Source organism: Mycobacterium riyadhense (assembly GCF_963853645.1).
Taxonomy (GTDB): Bacteria; Actinomycetota; Actinomycetes; order Mycobacteriales; family Mycobacteriaceae; genus Mycobacterium; species Mycobacterium riyadhense.
In genome coordinates this window covers 3606860-3623534 of the sequence record NZ_OY970456.1, presented here as the reverse complement: position 1 = coordinate 3623534, position 16675 = coordinate 3606860, and the positions used below count along the sequence as shown (strand labels likewise).

General features: G+C 66.7%; 15 protein-coding genes and 1 pseudogene. 13 read left to right on the top strand and 3 right to left on the bottom strand.

What is annotated here, in order from left to right:
- The first annotated feature begins 9 nt into the window (after nt 1-9).
- The 12 genes and pseudogenes from AADZ78_RS16085 to AADZ78_RS16030 all read left to right on the top strand — a co-directional run bounded on the left by AADZ78_RS16085 (nt 10) and on the right by AADZ78_RS16030 (nt 12067).
- The gene (locus AADZ78_RS16085; protein ID WP_085250882.1) at nt 10-204 is read left to right on the top strand and encodes a ubiquitin-like protein Pup; all 195 of its coding nucleotides are present in this window, start codon (nt 10-12) and stop codon (nt 202-204) included.
- On the top strand, nt 201-1085 hold the full coding sequence (prcB, locus tag AADZ78_RS16080; protein WP_085250883.1) for a proteasome subunit beta: 885 nt from the start codon (nt 201-203) through the stop codon (nt 1083-1085). Before AADZ78_RS16085 ends, prcB begins: the two co-directional genes overlap by 4 nt.
- Nucleotides 1082-1888, top strand: coding sequence for a proteasome subunit alpha (gene prcA, locus AADZ78_RS16075; RefSeq protein WP_085250884.1), 807 nt, complete (start codon nt 1082-1084; stop codon nt 1886-1888). The genes prcB and prcA overlap by 4 nt, the downstream gene beginning before the upstream one ends.
- Before the next feature lie 46 nt (nt 1889-1934).
- Nucleotides 1935-2008: pseudogene (locus AADZ78_RS16070) on the top strand (antitoxin); the annotation flags it as partial.
- Nucleotides 2009-2137: 129 nt separating this feature from the next.
- On the top strand, nt 2138-3643 hold the full coding sequence (locus AADZ78_RS16065; protein ID WP_085250885.1) for a PE family protein: 1506 nt from the start codon (nt 2138-2140) through the stop codon (nt 3641-3643).
- A gap of 49 nt (nt 3644-3692) precedes the next feature.
- Complete coding sequence (gene pafA, locus AADZ78_RS16060) at nt 3693-5051, top strand: Pup--protein ligase (protein WP_139828749.1); 1359 nt, start codon at nt 3693-3695, stop codon at nt 5049-5051.
- A 141-nt stretch (nt 5052-5192) separates the two neighbouring features.
- Nucleotides 5193-6179, top strand: coding sequence for a helix-turn-helix transcriptional regulator (locus AADZ78_RS16055; protein ID WP_085250886.1), 987 nt, complete (start codon nt 5193-5195; stop codon nt 6177-6179).
- Nucleotides 6176-7147 (top strand): helix-turn-helix transcriptional regulator, encoded by a 972-nt coding sequence (locus tag AADZ78_RS16050; protein WP_085250887.1) that lies wholly within the window; start codon nt 6176-6178, stop codon nt 7145-7147. The genes AADZ78_RS16055 and AADZ78_RS16050 overlap by 4 nt, the downstream gene beginning before the upstream one ends.
- Before the next feature lie 87 nt (nt 7148-7234).
- Nucleotides 7235-7486: a Sec-independent protein translocase subunit TatA gene (gene tatA, locus AADZ78_RS16045; RefSeq protein ID WP_085250888.1), complete on the top strand. Its 252-nt coding sequence runs from the start codon at nt 7235-7237 to the stop codon at nt 7484-7486.
- A 117-nt stretch (nt 7487-7603) separates the two neighbouring features.
- On the top strand, nt 7604-8461 hold the full coding sequence (gene tatC, locus AADZ78_RS16040; RefSeq protein WP_085250889.1) for a twin-arginine translocase subunit TatC: 858 nt from the start codon (nt 7604-7606) through the stop codon (nt 8459-8461).
- Nucleotides 8462-8552: 91 nt separating this feature from the next.
- Entirely contained in the window at nt 8553-11258 is a 2706-nt protein-coding gene (locus AADZ78_RS16035; RefSeq protein WP_085250890.1) for a DEAD/DEAH box helicase, read from the top strand.
- Nucleotides 11259-11317: 59 nt separating this feature from the next.
- Complete coding sequence (locus tag AADZ78_RS16030) at nt 11318-12067, top strand: DUF4333 domain-containing protein (RefSeq protein ID WP_085250891.1); 750 nt, start codon at nt 11318-11320, stop codon at nt 12065-12067.
- Here the strand turns inward: AADZ78_RS16030 and AADZ78_RS16025 are convergent, their stop codons facing one another.
- Nucleotides 12068-13024 (bottom strand): 5'-3' exonuclease, encoded by a 957-nt coding sequence (locus AADZ78_RS16025; RefSeq protein WP_085250892.1) that lies wholly within the window; start codon nt 13022-13024, stop codon nt 12068-12070.
- A 104-nt stretch (nt 13025-13128) separates the two neighbouring features.
- On the opposite strand from AADZ78_RS16025, the gene AADZ78_RS16020 reads away from it, so the two are divergent.
- Nucleotides 13129-14250, top strand: a complete 1122-nt coding sequence (locus AADZ78_RS16020) for a M24 family metallopeptidase (protein ID WP_085250893.1) — start codon at nt 13129-13131, stop codon at nt 14248-14250.
- 220 nt (nt 14251-14470) lie between these two features.
- On the opposite strand, the gene AADZ78_RS16015 is transcribed toward AADZ78_RS16020, so the two are convergent.
- Both AADZ78_RS16015 and AADZ78_RS16010 read right to left on the bottom strand, forming a co-directional pair.
- Nucleotides 14471-15421 carry a hypothetical protein gene (locus AADZ78_RS16015; protein WP_085250894.1) on the bottom strand — a complete coding sequence of 317 codons (951 nt, stop codon included), beginning with the start codon at nt 15419-15421 and terminating at the stop codon, nt 14471-14473.
- A complete protein-coding gene (locus AADZ78_RS16010; protein WP_085250895.1) occupies nt 15418-16116 on the bottom strand; it encodes a DUF5631 domain-containing protein in 699 nt (232 codons plus the stop codon). The genes AADZ78_RS16015 and AADZ78_RS16010 overlap by 4 nt, the downstream gene beginning before the upstream one ends.
- Nucleotides 16117-16675: the final 559 nt, after the last annotated feature.

Below are 16675 nucleotides of genomic sequence, written 5' to 3'. Positions count from 1 at the left end.
GAGGCGGCGATGGCTCAGGAGCAGACCAAACGTGGCGGTGGCGGCGGCGACGATGAGGATGTCGTCGCCAGCACCGCTGCGGGCCAGGAGCGTCGCGAGAAGCTGACCGAGGAAACTGACGACCTGCTCGACGAGATTGACGACGTTCTCGAGGAAAACGCTGAGGACTTCGTGCGCGCATACGTCCAAAAGGGCGGACAGTGAACTGGCCGTTCCCTGACCGTCTGACCACTCAATCACTTTCCGGAACCCCCGCCGTAGACCTGTCGTCGTTCGCCGACTTTCTTCGCCGTCAGGCGCCGGAATTGCTGCCGGCAAACATCAGCGGGGGAGCGCAATCCGGCGGCACCGCTGCCCAGCTGCCGCATGGCACCACCATCCTCGCGCTCAAATACCCCGGCGGTGTCGTCATCGCCGGCGACCGGCGCTCGACGCAGGGCAACATGATCGCCGGACGCGACGTGCGCAAGGTGTACATCACCGACGACTACACCGCCACCGGCATCGCGGGCACCGCCGCGATTGCCGTCGAGTTCGCGCGCCTCTACGCGGTTGAACTCGAGCACTACGAGAAGCTCGAAGGCGTGCCGCTCACGTTTGCCGGCAAGGTCAACCGGCTGGCGATCATGGTGCGCGGAAACCTGGCCGCGGCGATGCAGGGTCTGGTGGCGCTGCCACTGCTGGCAGGCTACGACATCCACGCATCCGACCCGGAGTCCGCGGGCCGGATCGTCTCGTTCGACGCCGCCGGCGGCTGGAACATCGAGGAAGAGGGCTACCAGGCGGTGGGGTCGGGGTCGATCTTCGCCAAGTCGTCGATGAAGAAGTTGTACTCCCAAGTCACCGACGCACATTCCGCGCTGCGGGTGGCCGTGGAGGCGCTCTACGACGCCGCCGACGACGACTCCGCAACCGGCGGCCCGGATCTGGTCCGCGGCATCTATCCCACGGCGGTCACCATCGACGCCGACGGCGCGGTTGACGTGCCGGAGAGCAGCATCGCCGAAGTGGCCCGCGAAGTCATCGAAAGCCGTTCGCGTGCGGACACTTTCGGTCCCGACGCCGAGCCACGGGGTGCGAAGTGAGCTTCCCCTACTTCATCTCGCCTGAGCAGGCGATGCGCGAGCGCAGCGAGCTCGCCCGCAAGGGCATCGCGCGGGGCCGCAGCGTGGTGGCGCTGGCCTATGCCGGTGGCGTGCTGTTCGTCGCCGAGAATCCGTCGCGATCCTTGCAGAAGATCAGCGAACTCTACGACCGGGTGGGGTTTGCGGCCGCCGGCAAGTTCAACGAATTCGACAATCTGCGCCGCGGCGGTATTCAGTTCGCCGACACGCGCGGCTACGCCTACGACCGCCGCGATGTCACTGGCCGCCAGCTGGCCAACGTCTACGCGCAGACGCTGGGCACCATCTTCACCGAGCAGGCCAAGCCGTACGAGGTCGAGTTGTGTGTGGCCGAGGTCGCGCACTACGGCGAGACAAAGCCGCCTGAGCTCTACCGGATCACCTACGACGGGTCGATCGCCGACGAACCCCATTTCGTGGTGATGGGTGGCACGACGGAGCCAATCGCCAACGCGCTCAAGGAGTCCTACACCGAGAACGCTGACCTGCCCGATGCGTTGCGGATCGCCTTGAATGCGCTGCGTGCCGGCAGTGCTGAGACCTCTGGCAACGGCCAGCCCACGCTCGGCGTGGCCAACCTGGAGGTCGCCATCCTCGACGCCAACCGGCCGCGGCGCGCGTTTCGCCGCATCAGCGGTGCCGCCTTGGAAGCCCTGCTACCGAAGGCGGACGCCAAGGAGCCCAAGGAGCCCAAGGAGGCCAAGAATTCCAAGGCTTCCAAGGATTCCAAGGACGCGAAATCCGGGGGCGAATCGGCGGACTAAGGCCCGGTTTTAGACCGGCCGGAGAAGTCCAGACGACGTCGAGCAGTTGGTGCGGCGTCGGATACTCGAGCGGCAGGTGTCCTTCAAAGGGCTCTCAACGACGCGATTCGAGACGGTGCGGTCGCCCTGTCGTGAAGGAATCTGGCGAACACCCAGACCGGGAGTGGCGATCGCGTTACGCTACTCCTGCCATACGCATCGACGGTTCCCGGCAGCAGCCGGGTAATCGCGAGGTGGTGGAGGTGCGCTATGTCGTTCTTAGTCGCGAGCCCGGAGGCCTTGCTGGCGGCGGCCACGGATCTGGCGGGCATCCGTTCGACCATCAGCGCAGCGAACGCGGCGGCGGCGGTCCCGACGACGGGGGCGTTGGCGCCCGCCGCCGATGAGGTGTCGGCAGGCATGGCGGCGCTATTTGACGTCCAGGCCCAGAGCTATCAAGCGGTCAGCGCCCAGGCGGCGGCGTTTCATGACCGGTTTGTCCAACTGTTGAGCGCCGGTGCGGGTTCATATGCGAGCGCCGAGATTGCCAACGCTCAGCAGAATCTGCTGAACGCCGTGAACGCGCCCACCCAGGCCCTGCTGGGGCGCCCGCTGATCGGCGACGGCGCCGACGGGGCCAGCGGTCCGGTGGGACAGCCCGGCGGGGACGGCGGCATCTTGTGGGGCAACGGCGGCAACGGTGGCGACAGCACGAGCCCCGGGGTTGCCGGGGGAGCCGGCGGGTCAGCGGGGCTGATCGGCAACGGCGGTAGGGGCGGCAACGGTGCACCCGGCGCATCCGGCGGCGACGGCGGTCCCGGTGGTAACGGCGGCTACGCGGGGCTGTTGTACGGAAACGGTGGCGCCGGCGGAGTCGGTGGCGACGGCGGCAATGGCGTGGGCAGCCTCGGTGCCGGCGGCAGGGGCGGCGACGGCGGCTTGGGTCGCGCGGCCGGGCTGATCGGTCATGGCGGAGCCGGCGGCGACGGTGGTCATGGTGGGGCGGGCGCGAGCAGCAGCAGTTCCGGCTTTGCCGGTGGCGACGGTGGCAGCGGCGGCTTCGGCCAGTTCGGCGGCGCTGGCGGACTGTTGTACGGCAGCGGGGGTGCGGCCGGCTCCGGCGGCAACGGCGGGGACCTCGGCATCGGCCCCGCCAGGAGCGGCTTCGCGGGGTTGGGCGGCAGCGGCGGCCTGGGCGGCGACGCCGGGCTGATCGGCATGGGCGGCGATGGTGGCAACGGTGGCGAGCCCGGGACCGGCCCGCGTCTGTTCCAGGTCGGCAGTCGCGGCGGTGACGGCGGAGCCGGCGGTTGGCTGTATGGCGACGGCGGCGACGGCGGCGACGGCGGCAACGGTGGGTTGCCGTTCGTAGGCGCCACCAACGCTGGCAATGGCGGCAGCGCTCGACTCATCGGCAACGGCGGCGACGGCGGTAATGGCGGCACCGGCGCGCCCGGCTCCGTCAGCAGCGGCGGCATCGGCGGCGCCGGCAACCCCGGCGGTAATGGCGGCAACGGCGGCTTGTTGTACGGCAACGGCGGCGCCGGTGGGGCCGCCGGCCAAGGAGGGCCCGGCATGAACACCACTTCGCCCGGCGGGCCGGGCGGTGCCGGCGGGCACGGCGGCACCGCCATCTTGATCGGTAACGGCGGGGCCGGCGGGGCCGGCGCGGCGGGTGGACCCGGCACTCCCGACGGGGCTGCCGGGCCCGGCGGCAGCGGAGGTACCCGCGGGCTGCTGGTCGGCGTCCCCGGAGCGTCCGGCCCGGACGGCTAACGGGCGCGGTCGAGCACCGTCGTGGTCCAACAACAAGTACTCTCGATATGTGCAGCGTCGAATCATGGGCATCGAGACCGAGTTCGGTGTCACCTGCACCTTCCACGGTCATCGCCGGCTATCCCCGGACGAGGTGGCCCGCTACCTGTTCCGGCGGGTGGTGTCCTGGGGCCGCAGCTCAAATGTGTTCTTGCGTAACGGGGCCCGCCTCTACCTCGACGTGGGCAGTCATCCCGAGTACGCCACCGCCGAATGCGACAGCCTGGTGCAACTGGTCACCCACGACCGGGCCGGCGAATGGGTGCTCGAAGACCTGCTCATCGACGCCGAGCAGCGGCTTGCCGACGAAGGCATCGGCGGCGACATCTATCTGTTCAAGAACAACACCGACTCGGCGGGCAACTCCTACGGCTGCCACGAGAACTACTTGATCGTGCGGGCCGGCGAGTTTTCCCGGATCTCCGACGTGCTGCTTCCCTTCCTGGTCACCCGCCAGCTGATCTGCGGGGCCGGCAAGGTGCTGCAGACCCCCAAGGCGGCAACCTTCTGCTTGAGCCAACGTGCCGAGCACATTTGGGAAGGCGTTTCCTCGGCGACCACCCGCAGCCGGCCGATCATCAACACTCGCGACGAGCCGCACGCCGACGCCGAGAAGTACCGGCGGCTGCACGTCATCGTCGGCGACTCCAACATGTGCGAGACCACCACAATGCTCAAGGTGGGCACTGCGGCGCTGGTGCTGGAAATGATCGAATCGGGGGTGGCGTTCCGCGACTTTTCGCTGGACAACCCGATCCGCGCCATCCGCGAGGTGAGCCATGACGTCACCGGCCGGCGGCCGGTGCGGTTGGCCGGCGGGCGTCAGGCGAGCGCGCTGGACATCCAGCGCGAGTACTACACCCGCGCCGTCGAGCATCTGCAGACTCGCGAGCCCAACGCGCAGATCGAGCAGGTCGTCGACCTGTGGGGCCGCCAGCTTGACGCCGTCGAGAGCCAGGATTTCGCCAAGGTCGACACCGAGATCGACTGGGTGATCAAGCGCAAGCTGTTCCAGCGGTATCAGGACCGCTACAACATGGAGCTGTCCGACCCGAAAATCGCTCAGCTGGATCTGGCCTACCACGACATCAAGCGCGGGCGTGGTGTGTTCGATCTGCTGCAGCGCAAGGGGCTGGCGGCGCGCGTCACCACCGACGAAGAAATCGCCGACGCGGTGGACCGTCCGCCGCAGACCACCCGCGCCAGGTTGCGTGGTGAGTTCATTAGCGCCGCGCAGGCCGCGGGCCGCGATTTCACCGTCGACTGGGTGCATCTCAAGCTGAACGACCAGGCACAGCGCACGGTGTTGTGCAAAGACCCATTCCGGGCGGTCGATGAGCGAGTCAAACGGCTCATCGCCAGCATGTAGCCGCGCTCGGTCCTTGGACCGCGAGCGTAACGCCACTGCGAAAAACCGCGTCGAAATTCGCAGCCGCGTTACGCTCGCGGGAGTGCGGGCCATTGTGCGCGGGTGCAAGCGCCGGGCGATGGCCCATCTAACCTAAAGCAGATGGCGACCTCGAAAGTCGAACGGCTGGTAAATCTCGTCATCGCACTGCTGTCCACTCGCGGTTACATCACCGCCGAAAGGATCAGGTCCAGCGTGGCGGGCTACGCGGACAGCCCCACCGCCGAAGCGTTCTCCCGGATGTTCGAGCGCGACAAGAACGAGCTGCGTGACCTCGGCATCCCGCTCGAAGTCGGCAGGGTATCCAATCTGGACCCCACCGAGGGTTACCGCATCAATCGTGACGCCTACGCGCTGCCTCCCGTGGAGCTGACACCCGACGAGGCGGCCGCGGTCGCGGTGGCCACCCAGCTGTGGGAGTCGCCCGAATTGATCACCGCGACGCAGGGTGCGCTGCTTAAGCTGCGGGCCGCCGGAGTGGACGTCGATCCTGACGCCCCGGTGGCGATCGCGTCGGCGGCCGGCGTGCCGGGTTTGCGTGGATCCGAAGACGTCCTCGGAATCCTGTTGTCCGCCATCGATTCCCGGCGAGCGGTGCAGTTTCCGCATCGTCCATCGCGCGCCGAGCCGTACACCCTCCGCACCGTCGAGCCGTGGGGTGTGCTCACCGAAAAGGGTCGCTGGTATCTCGTCGGCCACGACCGTGACCGCGGCGCCACCCGCACCTTCCGGCTATCGCGGATCGGCGCCGACGTCACAGCGATCGGCCCGCCGGGTGCGGTTACCGTGCCCGACGGCGTGGACCTGCGCACGATTGTGGCTCAGACCGTCAGTGAGGCGCCGACCGGTATCCAGGCCACGGTGTGGGTCGCCGACGGGCGGGCCACCGCGCTGCGCCGCGCCGGCAGGGCCGTCGAGTCTCGGCAATTAGCCGGCCGCGACGGCGAGGTGATCGGGCTCGACATCGGATCCAGCGATCGGTTGGCACGCGAAATCACCGGCTACGGAGCCGATGCGGTGGTCTTGGAGCCGCGGTCGCTGCGCGAGGATGTGCTGGCTCGGTTGCGCGCAAAGGCGGGTCAAGCATGACGCCCATATCGACGCGTCTCGTTCGCCTGCTCAACATGGTGCCGTACTTCCAGGCCAACCCGCGGATCACCCGTGCCGAGGCCGCCGCGGAACTCGGTGTGTCGGCCAAACAGCTGGAGGAGGACCTCAATCAGCTGTGGATGTGCGGCTTGCCGGGTTACGACCCTGGTGATCTGATCGATTTCGAATTCACCGGCGACACCATCGAGGTGACGTTTTCGGCGGGCATCGATCGGCCGCTGAAGCTCACCTCGCCCGAGGCCACCGGACTGCTGGTAGCGCTACGGGCCCTGGGCGATATTCCGGGCGTCGTCGATCCGCGGGCGGCGCGCAGCGCGATCGCCAAGATCGCGGCGGCCGCGGGTGCCGCCGGGCACGACACCACAGTGGTGGCGGCCGTCGATGAGCAGGCGCCGGCCGAGAGCCGGGCCGCGGCGGTGGTGCGCGCCGCGGTGCGTGATAAGCGTGCGCTAACCATCGACTACTACTCCGCGTCACACGACACGCTGACCAGACGGATTGTGGACCCGATCCGGGTCCTCTTGATCGGCGGCCACAGCTACTTGGAGGCGTGGTCGCGCGAGGCCGAAGGCGTTCGACTGTTCCGCTTCGATCGGATTGTCGACGCCGTCGAACTAGGCGAACCGGCCATGCCGCCGGAACCGGCGGTGCAGGCGCCGCCGGACACCTCGCTGTTCGACGGGGATCCGTCACTGCCGTCGGCGACGCTGCGCATCGCGCCGTCGGCGTCGTGGATGTTCGACTACTACCCGATGCGGGAGGTACGCGAGCTGCCCGACGGGTCCTGGGAGGCAACCATGACCTATGCCACCGAGGACTGGATGGCGCGTTTGGTGCTGGGCTTCGGTTCGGATGTACAGGTGCTGGCGCCGGAATCCCTCGCGCGGCGGATACGCGATGCCGCCGCCGCGGCGTTGGATGCTTATCAGGCGGTTGAGCGGGCCTGAGTCGCTGACGGTGCACGCCGCGGCGCGGGCACACCGGCAGTCGGCTCTGCTGCGGTAGCATCGGGTGAACGTCTGGAGGTAATCAAAGTGGGCAGTCTTAGTCCATGGCATTGGGCGATCCTCGCCGTAGTGGTGATCGTGCTGTTCGGCGCCAAGAAGCTCCCCGATGCGGCGCGGTCGTTGGGCAAGTCGTTGCGAATCTTTAAGTCCGAGGTCCGCGAAATGCAGAACGAGAACAAGGCCGAAGCGTCGATCGAGAGCCCCACACAGGTTCAGTCGCAGCGTGTCGACCCGCCAGCCACCACGGAGCCCGGTCACACCGAGGCGCGTCCGGCATAGTCCGATATCGCTTGACCGAATGTCGTGAACGGTTCTCGGGTCTCAGCGCGCGCCTTCGGTCTACTCAAACGGCTCAACCCTCGTAACAGGCGCAGTCGTGTCAATCCTGACGCGACGATGTCGTTGGTCGACCACCTGACCGAGCTTCGCACCCGGCTGCTGATCTCGCTGGCCGCGATCCTGGGCACCACGATTTTCGGGTTTATCTGGTACTCACATTCGATCTTCGGGCTGGAGAGTCTCGGCGAATGGTTGCGGCATCCCTACTGCGCGCTGCCGCAGTCGGCGCGCGCGGATATCAGCGCCGACGGGCAGTGCCGGTTGCTGGCCACCGCGCCGTTCGACCAGTTCATGCTGCGGCTCAAAGTCGGGATGACGGCCGGGATCGTGCTGGCCTGTCCGGTGTGGTTTTACCAACTGTGGGCATTCATCACGCCCGGTCTGTACAAGAAGGAGCGCCGCTTCGCGGTGGCGTTCGTGATCCCGGCGGCGATCCTGTTCGCCGCCGGCGCCGTGCTGGCCTACCTGGTGCTGTCCAAGGCACTCGGGTTTCTCCTGACGGTCGGTAGCGACGTGCAGGTGACCGCGCTGTCCGGCGACCGGTATTTCGGCTTCCTGATCAATTTGTTGGTGGTGTTCGGCGTCAGCTTCGAATTTCCGTTGCTGATCGTGATGCTCAACATGGTCGGCATGCTGACCTATCAGCGGCTCAAGTCGTGGCGTCGCGGCCTGATTTTCGCGATGTTCGTCTTCGCGGCGGTGTTCACGCCAGGGTCCGACCCGTTTTCGATGACCGCTCTAGGGGTGGCGCTGACGGTGCTGCTTGAGTTCGCCATTCAGATCGCTCGGGTACACGACAAGCGAAAGGCCAAGCGCGAAGCTGCAATTCCTGATGATGAAGCGTCCGTCATTGAGCCGCCCTCGCCGATACCGGCGCCGTCGGTCATCGGCGGACCGCATGACGACGTCACGTGAGTTCTCGTTGCCGCGAGCGCGCGTGCCTGTACGGCAACACGCCGGTGTCGACGTATATTTGTGCACCCTCACGGGATAGGCCGGTGGCCGCGTGACCGATCTGCCCCAGCTGGCGCGGTTCAGCGCCGAACTGCCCTTCTCGCTCGACGACTTTCAACAGCGGGGCTGTGCCGCGCTGGAACGTGGTCACGGCGTGCTGGTCTGCGCCCCCACCGGCGCGGGAAAGACAGTGGTCGGCGAATTCGCCGTACACCTGGCGCTGGCGTCCGGCGGCAAGTGCTTCTACACCACACCGCTGAAGGCGTTGAGCAACCAGAAGCACACGGATCTGACGGCACGCTATGGCCGCGACCGGATCGGGTTGCTGACCGGTGACCTGTCGGTCAACGCCGACGCACCCGTCGTGGTGATGACCACCGAGGTGCTGCGCAACATGCTCTACGCCGATTCGCCTGCGCTGCAAGGACTTTCCTACGTGGTGATGGACGAGGTGCACTTCCTGGCCGACAGGATGCGGGGTCCGGTGTGGGAGGAGGTGATCCTGCATCTGCCCGACGACGTGCGGGTGGTCAGCCTGTCGGCGACGGTGAGCAACGCCGAGGAGTTCGGCGGCTGGATTCAGACAGTGCGGGGCGACACGACGGTGGTGGTCGACGAGCATCGGCCGGTGCCGCTGTGGCAACACGTCTTGGTGGGTAAGCGCCTCTTCGATCTGTTCGACGACTCGCACGTCAACCCGGATCTGCTGCGCCACATCGCGCATCGCCGGGAGGCGGACCGAATGGCGGACTGGCAGCCGCGGCGCGGACGTGGCGGTCACGAACGACCCAGGTTCTTCCGGCCGCCGGGGCGAGCGGAGGTGATCGCAGCACTGGATGCCCAAGGGCTGTTGCCGGCGATCACCTTCGTGTTCTCCCGCGCCGGCTGTGACGCCGCGGTCGCCCAGTGCCTGCGATCCCCGCTACGGCTGACCACTGAAGAGGAGCGCGCGCAGATCGCGGAAGTCATCGACCACCGGTGTGGCGATCTTGCGGACTCCGACCTGGCGGTACTCGGCTACTACGAATGGCGAGAGGGTCTGCTGCGGGGCCTGGCCGCGCACCACGCCGGGATGCTGCCGGCGTTTCGGCACACCGTCGAGGAGCTGTTCGCCGCGGGCCTGGTCAAGGCGGTTTTCGCCACCGAAACCCTGGCGCTCGGCATCAACATGCCGGCTCGCACGGTGGTACTGGAGCGGCTGGTGAAGTTCAACGGCGAGCAGCACGTTCCGCTGACGCCGGGGGAGTACACGCAGCTAACCGGGCGTGCCGGCAGGCGGGGCATCGACGTCGAGGGTCACGCCGTTGTGCTCTGGCATCCCGATATCGAGCCGTCTGAGGTGGCCGGCCTGGCCTCCACCCGGACTTTCCCGCTGCGCAGCTCGTTTGCCCCGTCGTACAACATGACGATCAATCTGGTGCACCGGATGGGACCGGAACAGGCGCACCGGCTGTTGGAGCAGTCGTTTGCCCAGTATCAGGCGGACCGATCCGTCGTCGGACTGGTCCGCGGTATTGAACGGGGCAAGAGGATGCTGGGCGAGATCGCCGCCGAACTCGGCGGACCAGACGCGCCGATCCTCGAGTACGCCCGGCTGCGGGCGCAAATATCTGAGCTGGAGCGCTCGCAGGCCCGCGCGTCTCGGCTGGAGCGACGGCAGGCCGCCAGCGATGCGCTCGCCGCGCTGCGCCGGGGCGACATCATCACCATCACCCACGGTCGCCGCGGCGGGCTTGCGGTGGTTCTGGAATCCGCCCGCGATGCCTCGGACCCGCGGCCGTTGGTGCTGACCGAACACCGATGGGCGGGCCGGATTTCGTCGGCCGACTATTCGGGTGCGACGCCGCCGGTCGGGTCGATGACGCTGCCCAAGCGTGTCGAACACCGCCAGCCGCGGGTACGGCGAGATCTGGCCTCGGCGCTGCGCTCGGCGGCCGCGGGACTTGTGCTTCCGGCGGCCTCGGGCCGCGCCACGGAGGGCGCGTTTCACGACCCGGAGCTGGTGTCGTTGCGCGAGCAGTTGCGCCGTCATCCCGCGCACCGCCTCGCCGACCGGGAGACGCAGATGCGCCAGGCCGAGCGCTACTTGCGCATTGAGCGGGACAACGCGCAGCTGGAGAAGAAAGTCGCAGCCGCGACGAATTCGTTGGCCAGAACGTTCGATCGGATCGTTGGACTGCTCACCGAGCGTGACTTCATCCAGGGCCCTGCCACGGATCCCAAGGTCACCGACGACGGCCGGCTATTGGCGCGGATTTACAGCGAGAGCGACCTTTTGATTGCCGAATGCCTGCGTACCGGTGCGTGGGCGGATTTGAAACCGCCTGAGCTGGCGGCGGTGGTCTCGGCGGTGCTCTACGAGTCTCGCGGTGGGGACGGCCCCGGCGGTCCGTTTGCCACCGATGTGCCCACCCCCCGATTACGGCAGGCGCTGAATCAGACAGCGCGGCTGTCGACGACGCTGCGCGCCGATGAGCAGACGCACCGGATCGGCCTGAGCCGTGAACCCGACGACGGCTTCGTCAGCGTTATCTACCGCTGGGCGCGGACGGGTGATCTGGCGGCGGCGTTGGCCGCGGCTGACGCGTCAGGTGCTGGTTCGCCTTTGTCGGCAGGGGATTTCGTGCGCTGGTGCCGGCAGGTGCTGGACCTGTTGGACCAAGTCCGCAACGCCGCACCGGACCCCGAGCTACGGGCGACCGCTAAGCGCGCTATCAATGACATTCGGCGCGGCGTCGTCGCAGTTGACGCCGGGTAGGCTGGGCCAGAGCTACGGTTACATCGCCAAATGTGATCAGGACGGATTGAGGAGAAACGATGAGCGGACCGCAGGGATCTGACCCGAGGCAAGGGTGGCAACCGCCCGGCCAGGGGGGCGACCATTCCTCGGACCCGACCGTGGCCGGGTCGCCCTGGCAGCAGCAACCGAATCAGGATGCGCCGTGGCACGCGCCGGCGTATACGCCAGCCGAATATCCGCAGTACCAGCAGCCGGCTGACCCCGCGTATCCGCAGCAGTACCCGCCGTCGGCGCCTCCCTATGGGCAGCCCGACTTCAGTTCGCAAGCCACCCAGTTCGGTGCGCCCCCGCAGTTCGGGCAATATCAGCAGCCGGGACAGTACCAGCAGCCCGGGCAATACGGCCCGCAGCCGTACGGGCAGCCCGGTCAATACGGGCAACCCGGGCAGTACCCTGGGCAACCGTACGATCAGCCGGGTAAGGGTTCTAAGCGTTCGACCGGGTTGATCCTCGGCGTGGTCGGCGGCATTGTTGCGCTCTTTGTCATCGGCATCTTGATTACCGGTTTCTGGCAGCCCGGGTTTTTCGTTACTACCAAACTGGACATCAACAAAGCCAACGCCGGCGTGCAGCAGATCCTCACCGACGAGACCACCGGCTATGGCGCGAAGAACGTCAAAGACGTCAAGTGCAACAACGGCGCGGACCCAACCGTCAAAAAGGGAGCCACCTTCGACTGCACCGTCAGCATCGATGGCGCCTCAAAGCATGTGACGGTGACCTTCCAGGACGACAAGGGCACCTACGAGGTCGGCCGACCGCAATAGTCAGGCGGGCAGCGCGTCGAGCGCTTTCTGTAGTCGGGCGATTGACGTCGCGACGCCGTATCGGGCGGCCAGGTCGGCGGTGCGCGCTGGGTCGGTGGCGACCAGCGGCAATCTGTCGGTGGGTGTCGATAGCTTGACCGGAGCGTTGGTGGCTACTCGCACCACCTGCCCGGCGGCCTCGATGTAGTCCCTGGCGTCCTGCAGCTTTGCGCGTAATCCCTTGGCCAGCTTGGACTTCGGATCGTTGGCGGCGGCCAAGATATTGGCCAGCGACCCGTGCTGCGCCAGCAGGGCGGCCGCCGTCTTTTCGCCGACGCCGGGCACCCCCGGCAGGCCGTCGGACGGATCACCACGCAATAGCGCGAGTTCGGCGTAGGCGGGCCCGGCCCGATCTACCGGCACCCCATAGAGTTCGGCCACCTCAGCGGGCCCGAACAAGGTGGCCTTGGCCAGTCCGCGGCCCAGGTAGAGCACCCGGACGGGAACGGGCTCGTCGGCAACAACCTGCAGCAGGTCGCGGTCCCCACTGACCACGACCACCGGGTCGCCGCGTTCCCGCGCGGCGAGCGTGCCCAGCACGTCGTCGGCCTCGAAACCCGGCGCGCCCGCCGTCGGGATCCCGAAGGCGTCGAGCAGTTCCATGATCATGTCGACCTGCGAGGTTAGCTCGTCGGGCACCACCTCGATGTCGGGCTCGCCTTTCGGTTGTTCGTCGGCCACGCGATGGGCCTTGTATGACGGGATGAGGTCCACCCGGAACTGCGGCCGCCAATCCAGGTCAAGGCACACAGCCAGCCGGCCGGGCTTATGTTGCGTGATGACTACGGCCATCGAGTCGATGAATCCCCGGACGGCGTTCACCGGCCGCCCATCGGGAGCAGTGATCGAGGACGGTACTCCGAAGTATGAGCGGAACCACATGCTGGCTCCGTCGAGCAGCAGTACAGGTGCGGGCATGCGGGCTATCTTTTCACGGTGTCGAATGTCGACTTGTTGTCGCCCTTCTCGCCAAATCGCCACATCAAGTCGACGTTCGACGTGCCGCGATTAGCCTGGCTGGCATGAATTCTCGCCGATTCGACGCCGAGGTGTATCGCCGCCGGTTGGCAGCAGCGGCGGCAGCAACTGGTGCCGCGGGTTTGGACGGTCTGGTGATCACCCCGGGCTACGACCTGCGCTACCTCATCGGCTCGCGTGCGGAGACCTTCGAGCGGCTCAGCGCGCTGGTGGTGCCGGCGGCCGGCGAGCCTACTGTGGTACTGCCGCGGCTGGAGCTGGCCTCGCTCAAGGAGTCCGCCGTGGCGGAACTGGACCTGGCCGTGCGGGATTGGGTCGACGGGGAAGATCCATATGAGATAGTCTCCGGCGCTTTGGGCGGTGCGCGGACCGCCGTCACCGACTCCATGCCGGCGCTGCATTTGCTGGCGCTTGCCGATGTGCTTGGTGTGACACCTGTTCTAGCCACCGGTGTGATGCGCGAGCTGCGGATGGTGAAGGAGGCCGCCGAGGTCGATGCGTTGCGCAAGGCCGGTGCGGCGATCGACCGGGTGCATGCCCGAGTCCCGGAATTTCTGGCGCCGGGCCGAACCGAGGCCGACGTCGCCGCTGATATCGCCGAAGCGATTGTCGCCGAAGGGCATTCGGAGGTGGCATTCATTATCGTGGGATCGGGTCCGCATGGCGCTGACCCGCATCACGGATACTCGGATCGTGAGCTGCGGGTGGGCGACATCGTCGTCGTCGACATCGGCGGGGCATTTGGGCCGGGTTACCACTCCGACTGCACCCGCACCTATAGCATCGGCGAGCCTAGTCCTGATGTGGCGCAACAATATTCGATTCTTCAGCAGGCGCAGCGCGCGGCCTTTGACGCGGTGCGTCCGGGTGTGACGGCTGCGCAGGTCGACGCTGCGGCCCGCTCGGTTTTGGCCGAAGCTGGTTTGGCGGAGTATTTCGTGCACCGCACCGGGCACGGTATTGGGCTGGGTGTGCATGAGGAGCCCTACATCGTCGCGGGTAACGATCTGCCGTTGGCTCCGGGCATGGCGTTTTCCATCGAGCCGGGGATCTACTTTCCGGGCCGGTGGGGGGCGCGTATCGAGGACATCGTCATTGTGACCGATGACGGTGCGGTGTCTCTCAACAACCGTCCGCACGAGCTGATCGTGGTGCCGGTGCCATAGCGGCGAAATACCGTGTGCACCAGGTAGGTTGGCGCGATGTCTCAACGCTCTCGGTTCAGCTCAGGCTTGTGCGCCACGGGCGAGTCGATCCAGAGTGAATCCTGGCATTCGAGGGTGAATCCTGGGCGGGAAAAGCGGCCGGATCCCGCCCTGGGCACACGCTGAAAGCCGCGAGTTCACATTCGATGTCGAGGCCGGGGTCGCGGTTCAGCGGCTGGCGTCAGCGGTTTGAGTCGGCATTGTCATTGCCTTTTTCCTTGGGAAGCAGGATGCGCCTTGTTACGACCGGCTTTCCTTCGACGTGTTTCGTTACCGCAGATGTGGTGGGTGGCGGGGTCGTGATGCGGCCCTGCACTGGTGCGCCGTTCTTTACGGACGGCGCCACAATGCGTTTGGTCTCGGGTTTGGCATCGCCTGCCCCTGAGGCCGGGTGCATCGCACCGGGCGGTATCATCGGCATCGCGCCCATGGCCCCTCTTGACGCTGTTGATGATTCCGGCGGAGTCGTCGGAGCTGGCGAGGTCAGGTGCGACGAGGTAGGCACGGTACCGGCCGATGGCGTTGGCGGCGGTCCGAGCATCGCGGTCGGTGTGGTGTCGATACCACCGGTACCTGCGACGCCAGCTCCGGCGAGCCCCCCTGCGCCGCTACCGCCGCCGAATTCGCCTTCGGCGCTGAGCAATTCACCGGGCGTCGTCTCGCCAGCTCCTGCGCCGTGCTGCAAGAGACCCATTCCCGTCTGCATGGCCTGTTGACCAGCTTGGGCAACCTGCTGCGGGATCTGACTCAGCGGTTGCAACGCGCCACCCAAGGCACCTGAGATTCCACCTGCGATTCCCGACGCCATCTGTGGCATCTGCTGCAGCATCTGTGCCATCTCGCCTTGATTACCGACAGCGGCCAGCTGTGCTGCTGACTGATCCTCATTGGCGGGGAATTTGGCAAGTGCTTCATTCAGCTTTGCTTCACGTTCTGCCTGCCCAGCTTCACCGGCCTCGATGTCACCAGGGATGCCGAGATTGGTTGCTGCGCCCAATACGGCGAGCAAGTTGTCAATGACCGACCCCGGATTCGCGACTTGAGATGGTGTGAGTGGCGGTGGGGGAGGCAATCCAAGTAGCGCTGCGAGCTGATCGAGAATTATTTTTAGCTGCTGGTCGCCTCCGCTCATTCGAGCCTCCCCGCGGTTGTCGCTTGGCTCAGCGCGCGGAACCAAGCGAAGTGGTAGTTCGCCCCGACCGTGTCGCCTCCGACAAGCGCGTCGATGGCTCCGAGTAGCTGCCAATTACCCACGAGGTGGGCGTTGACGTGATCCGGATATGAATCCAACACCTGTTGGCGGACTTCGACGAGGTGTTCGCGAAGCAACTCGACTTCGGAGTCAAGAACCCCGGTGCCTGTGGACGCCGCTTTGGCAAGGGTGTGCGCCAGGCGGGGAAGCTCGTCGCGCCATTTCGTGGCTTGGCCGAGCTCCCAGCAGAGTTCGTTGATGGCCGGCACGTGTCGGGCTCGTGCTGAGGTCGCGATGGGTTCTTCTTCCTCGGCTGGCAGGTAGTGAACGGGTGTGTAGCTGGCCGCGGCACTAACCTCGCCAAGAAGCACTTCGATATCGCCTCTGCGATGAGCTGGTTCGAGCAGTTGCACACCCACCGGCATATTGATGTCAGGTGGAATCCAGCCGCTGGCCAGGTCGGTGACCAGAACGCTTGTGCCGTCGGCTCGTTCGCCGACCGCCCATCGCAGGCGTGGTTCTTGCCGGGCTACTGCGTCTGTGAGCCGCTGCAGCCTCGCGCCAGCGGTCGCGGCGGCAGAAGCCTCCCCGGCTACCGCGGCGTCGCCGGCAGCGGCGAGTGCCTGTTCAGTCACTCCTGCAGGCGTTTGTGACACAGCTGGGGGGGTGGCGGTTTGACGTACTACTGCGGGCTGGCCCAGACCGCCTGTCCCGGCTGGGGAGCTGGTCGGTGCCGCTGCTGTTGCAGTTGGCGGCGGACCCGCTGGCGTGGTTGGCAGTACGGAGGCTGTCGGCGCGGGCGGCCTGATATCGGCGCCGTAGGACGGCATTTGGCCGGTCGGTGCTGGGGCGGCGGGTGCCGGGGCTGCCGGGCCCACAGGGGCCGCAACGTAAGTCGTGGTTGCTTCGTTCGGTGGGGCGCCTGTGGGCGGCGCGGGCGCGGCGGCCGGTGTATGGGTCGGATGGGGAGCGTCAAACACTGGCACGTGTGCATTCGATGGAGGCGTCGGCGCGACTGGTGCTGTCTCGGGGATGTGTGGCGTGCTCGTCTGCAGTTGCGGCTCAATTGCGTTCAGTGGGCCGCCGGTTAGCGCTTGCGTTGCTGCCGACATCGGGGTCCCTGTTTGCATTCCGTGATCGAAACTTTGCAGCAACTCGGAAGGGGTTAGACGTGGAGGAAGAGTAGCGGGCGAA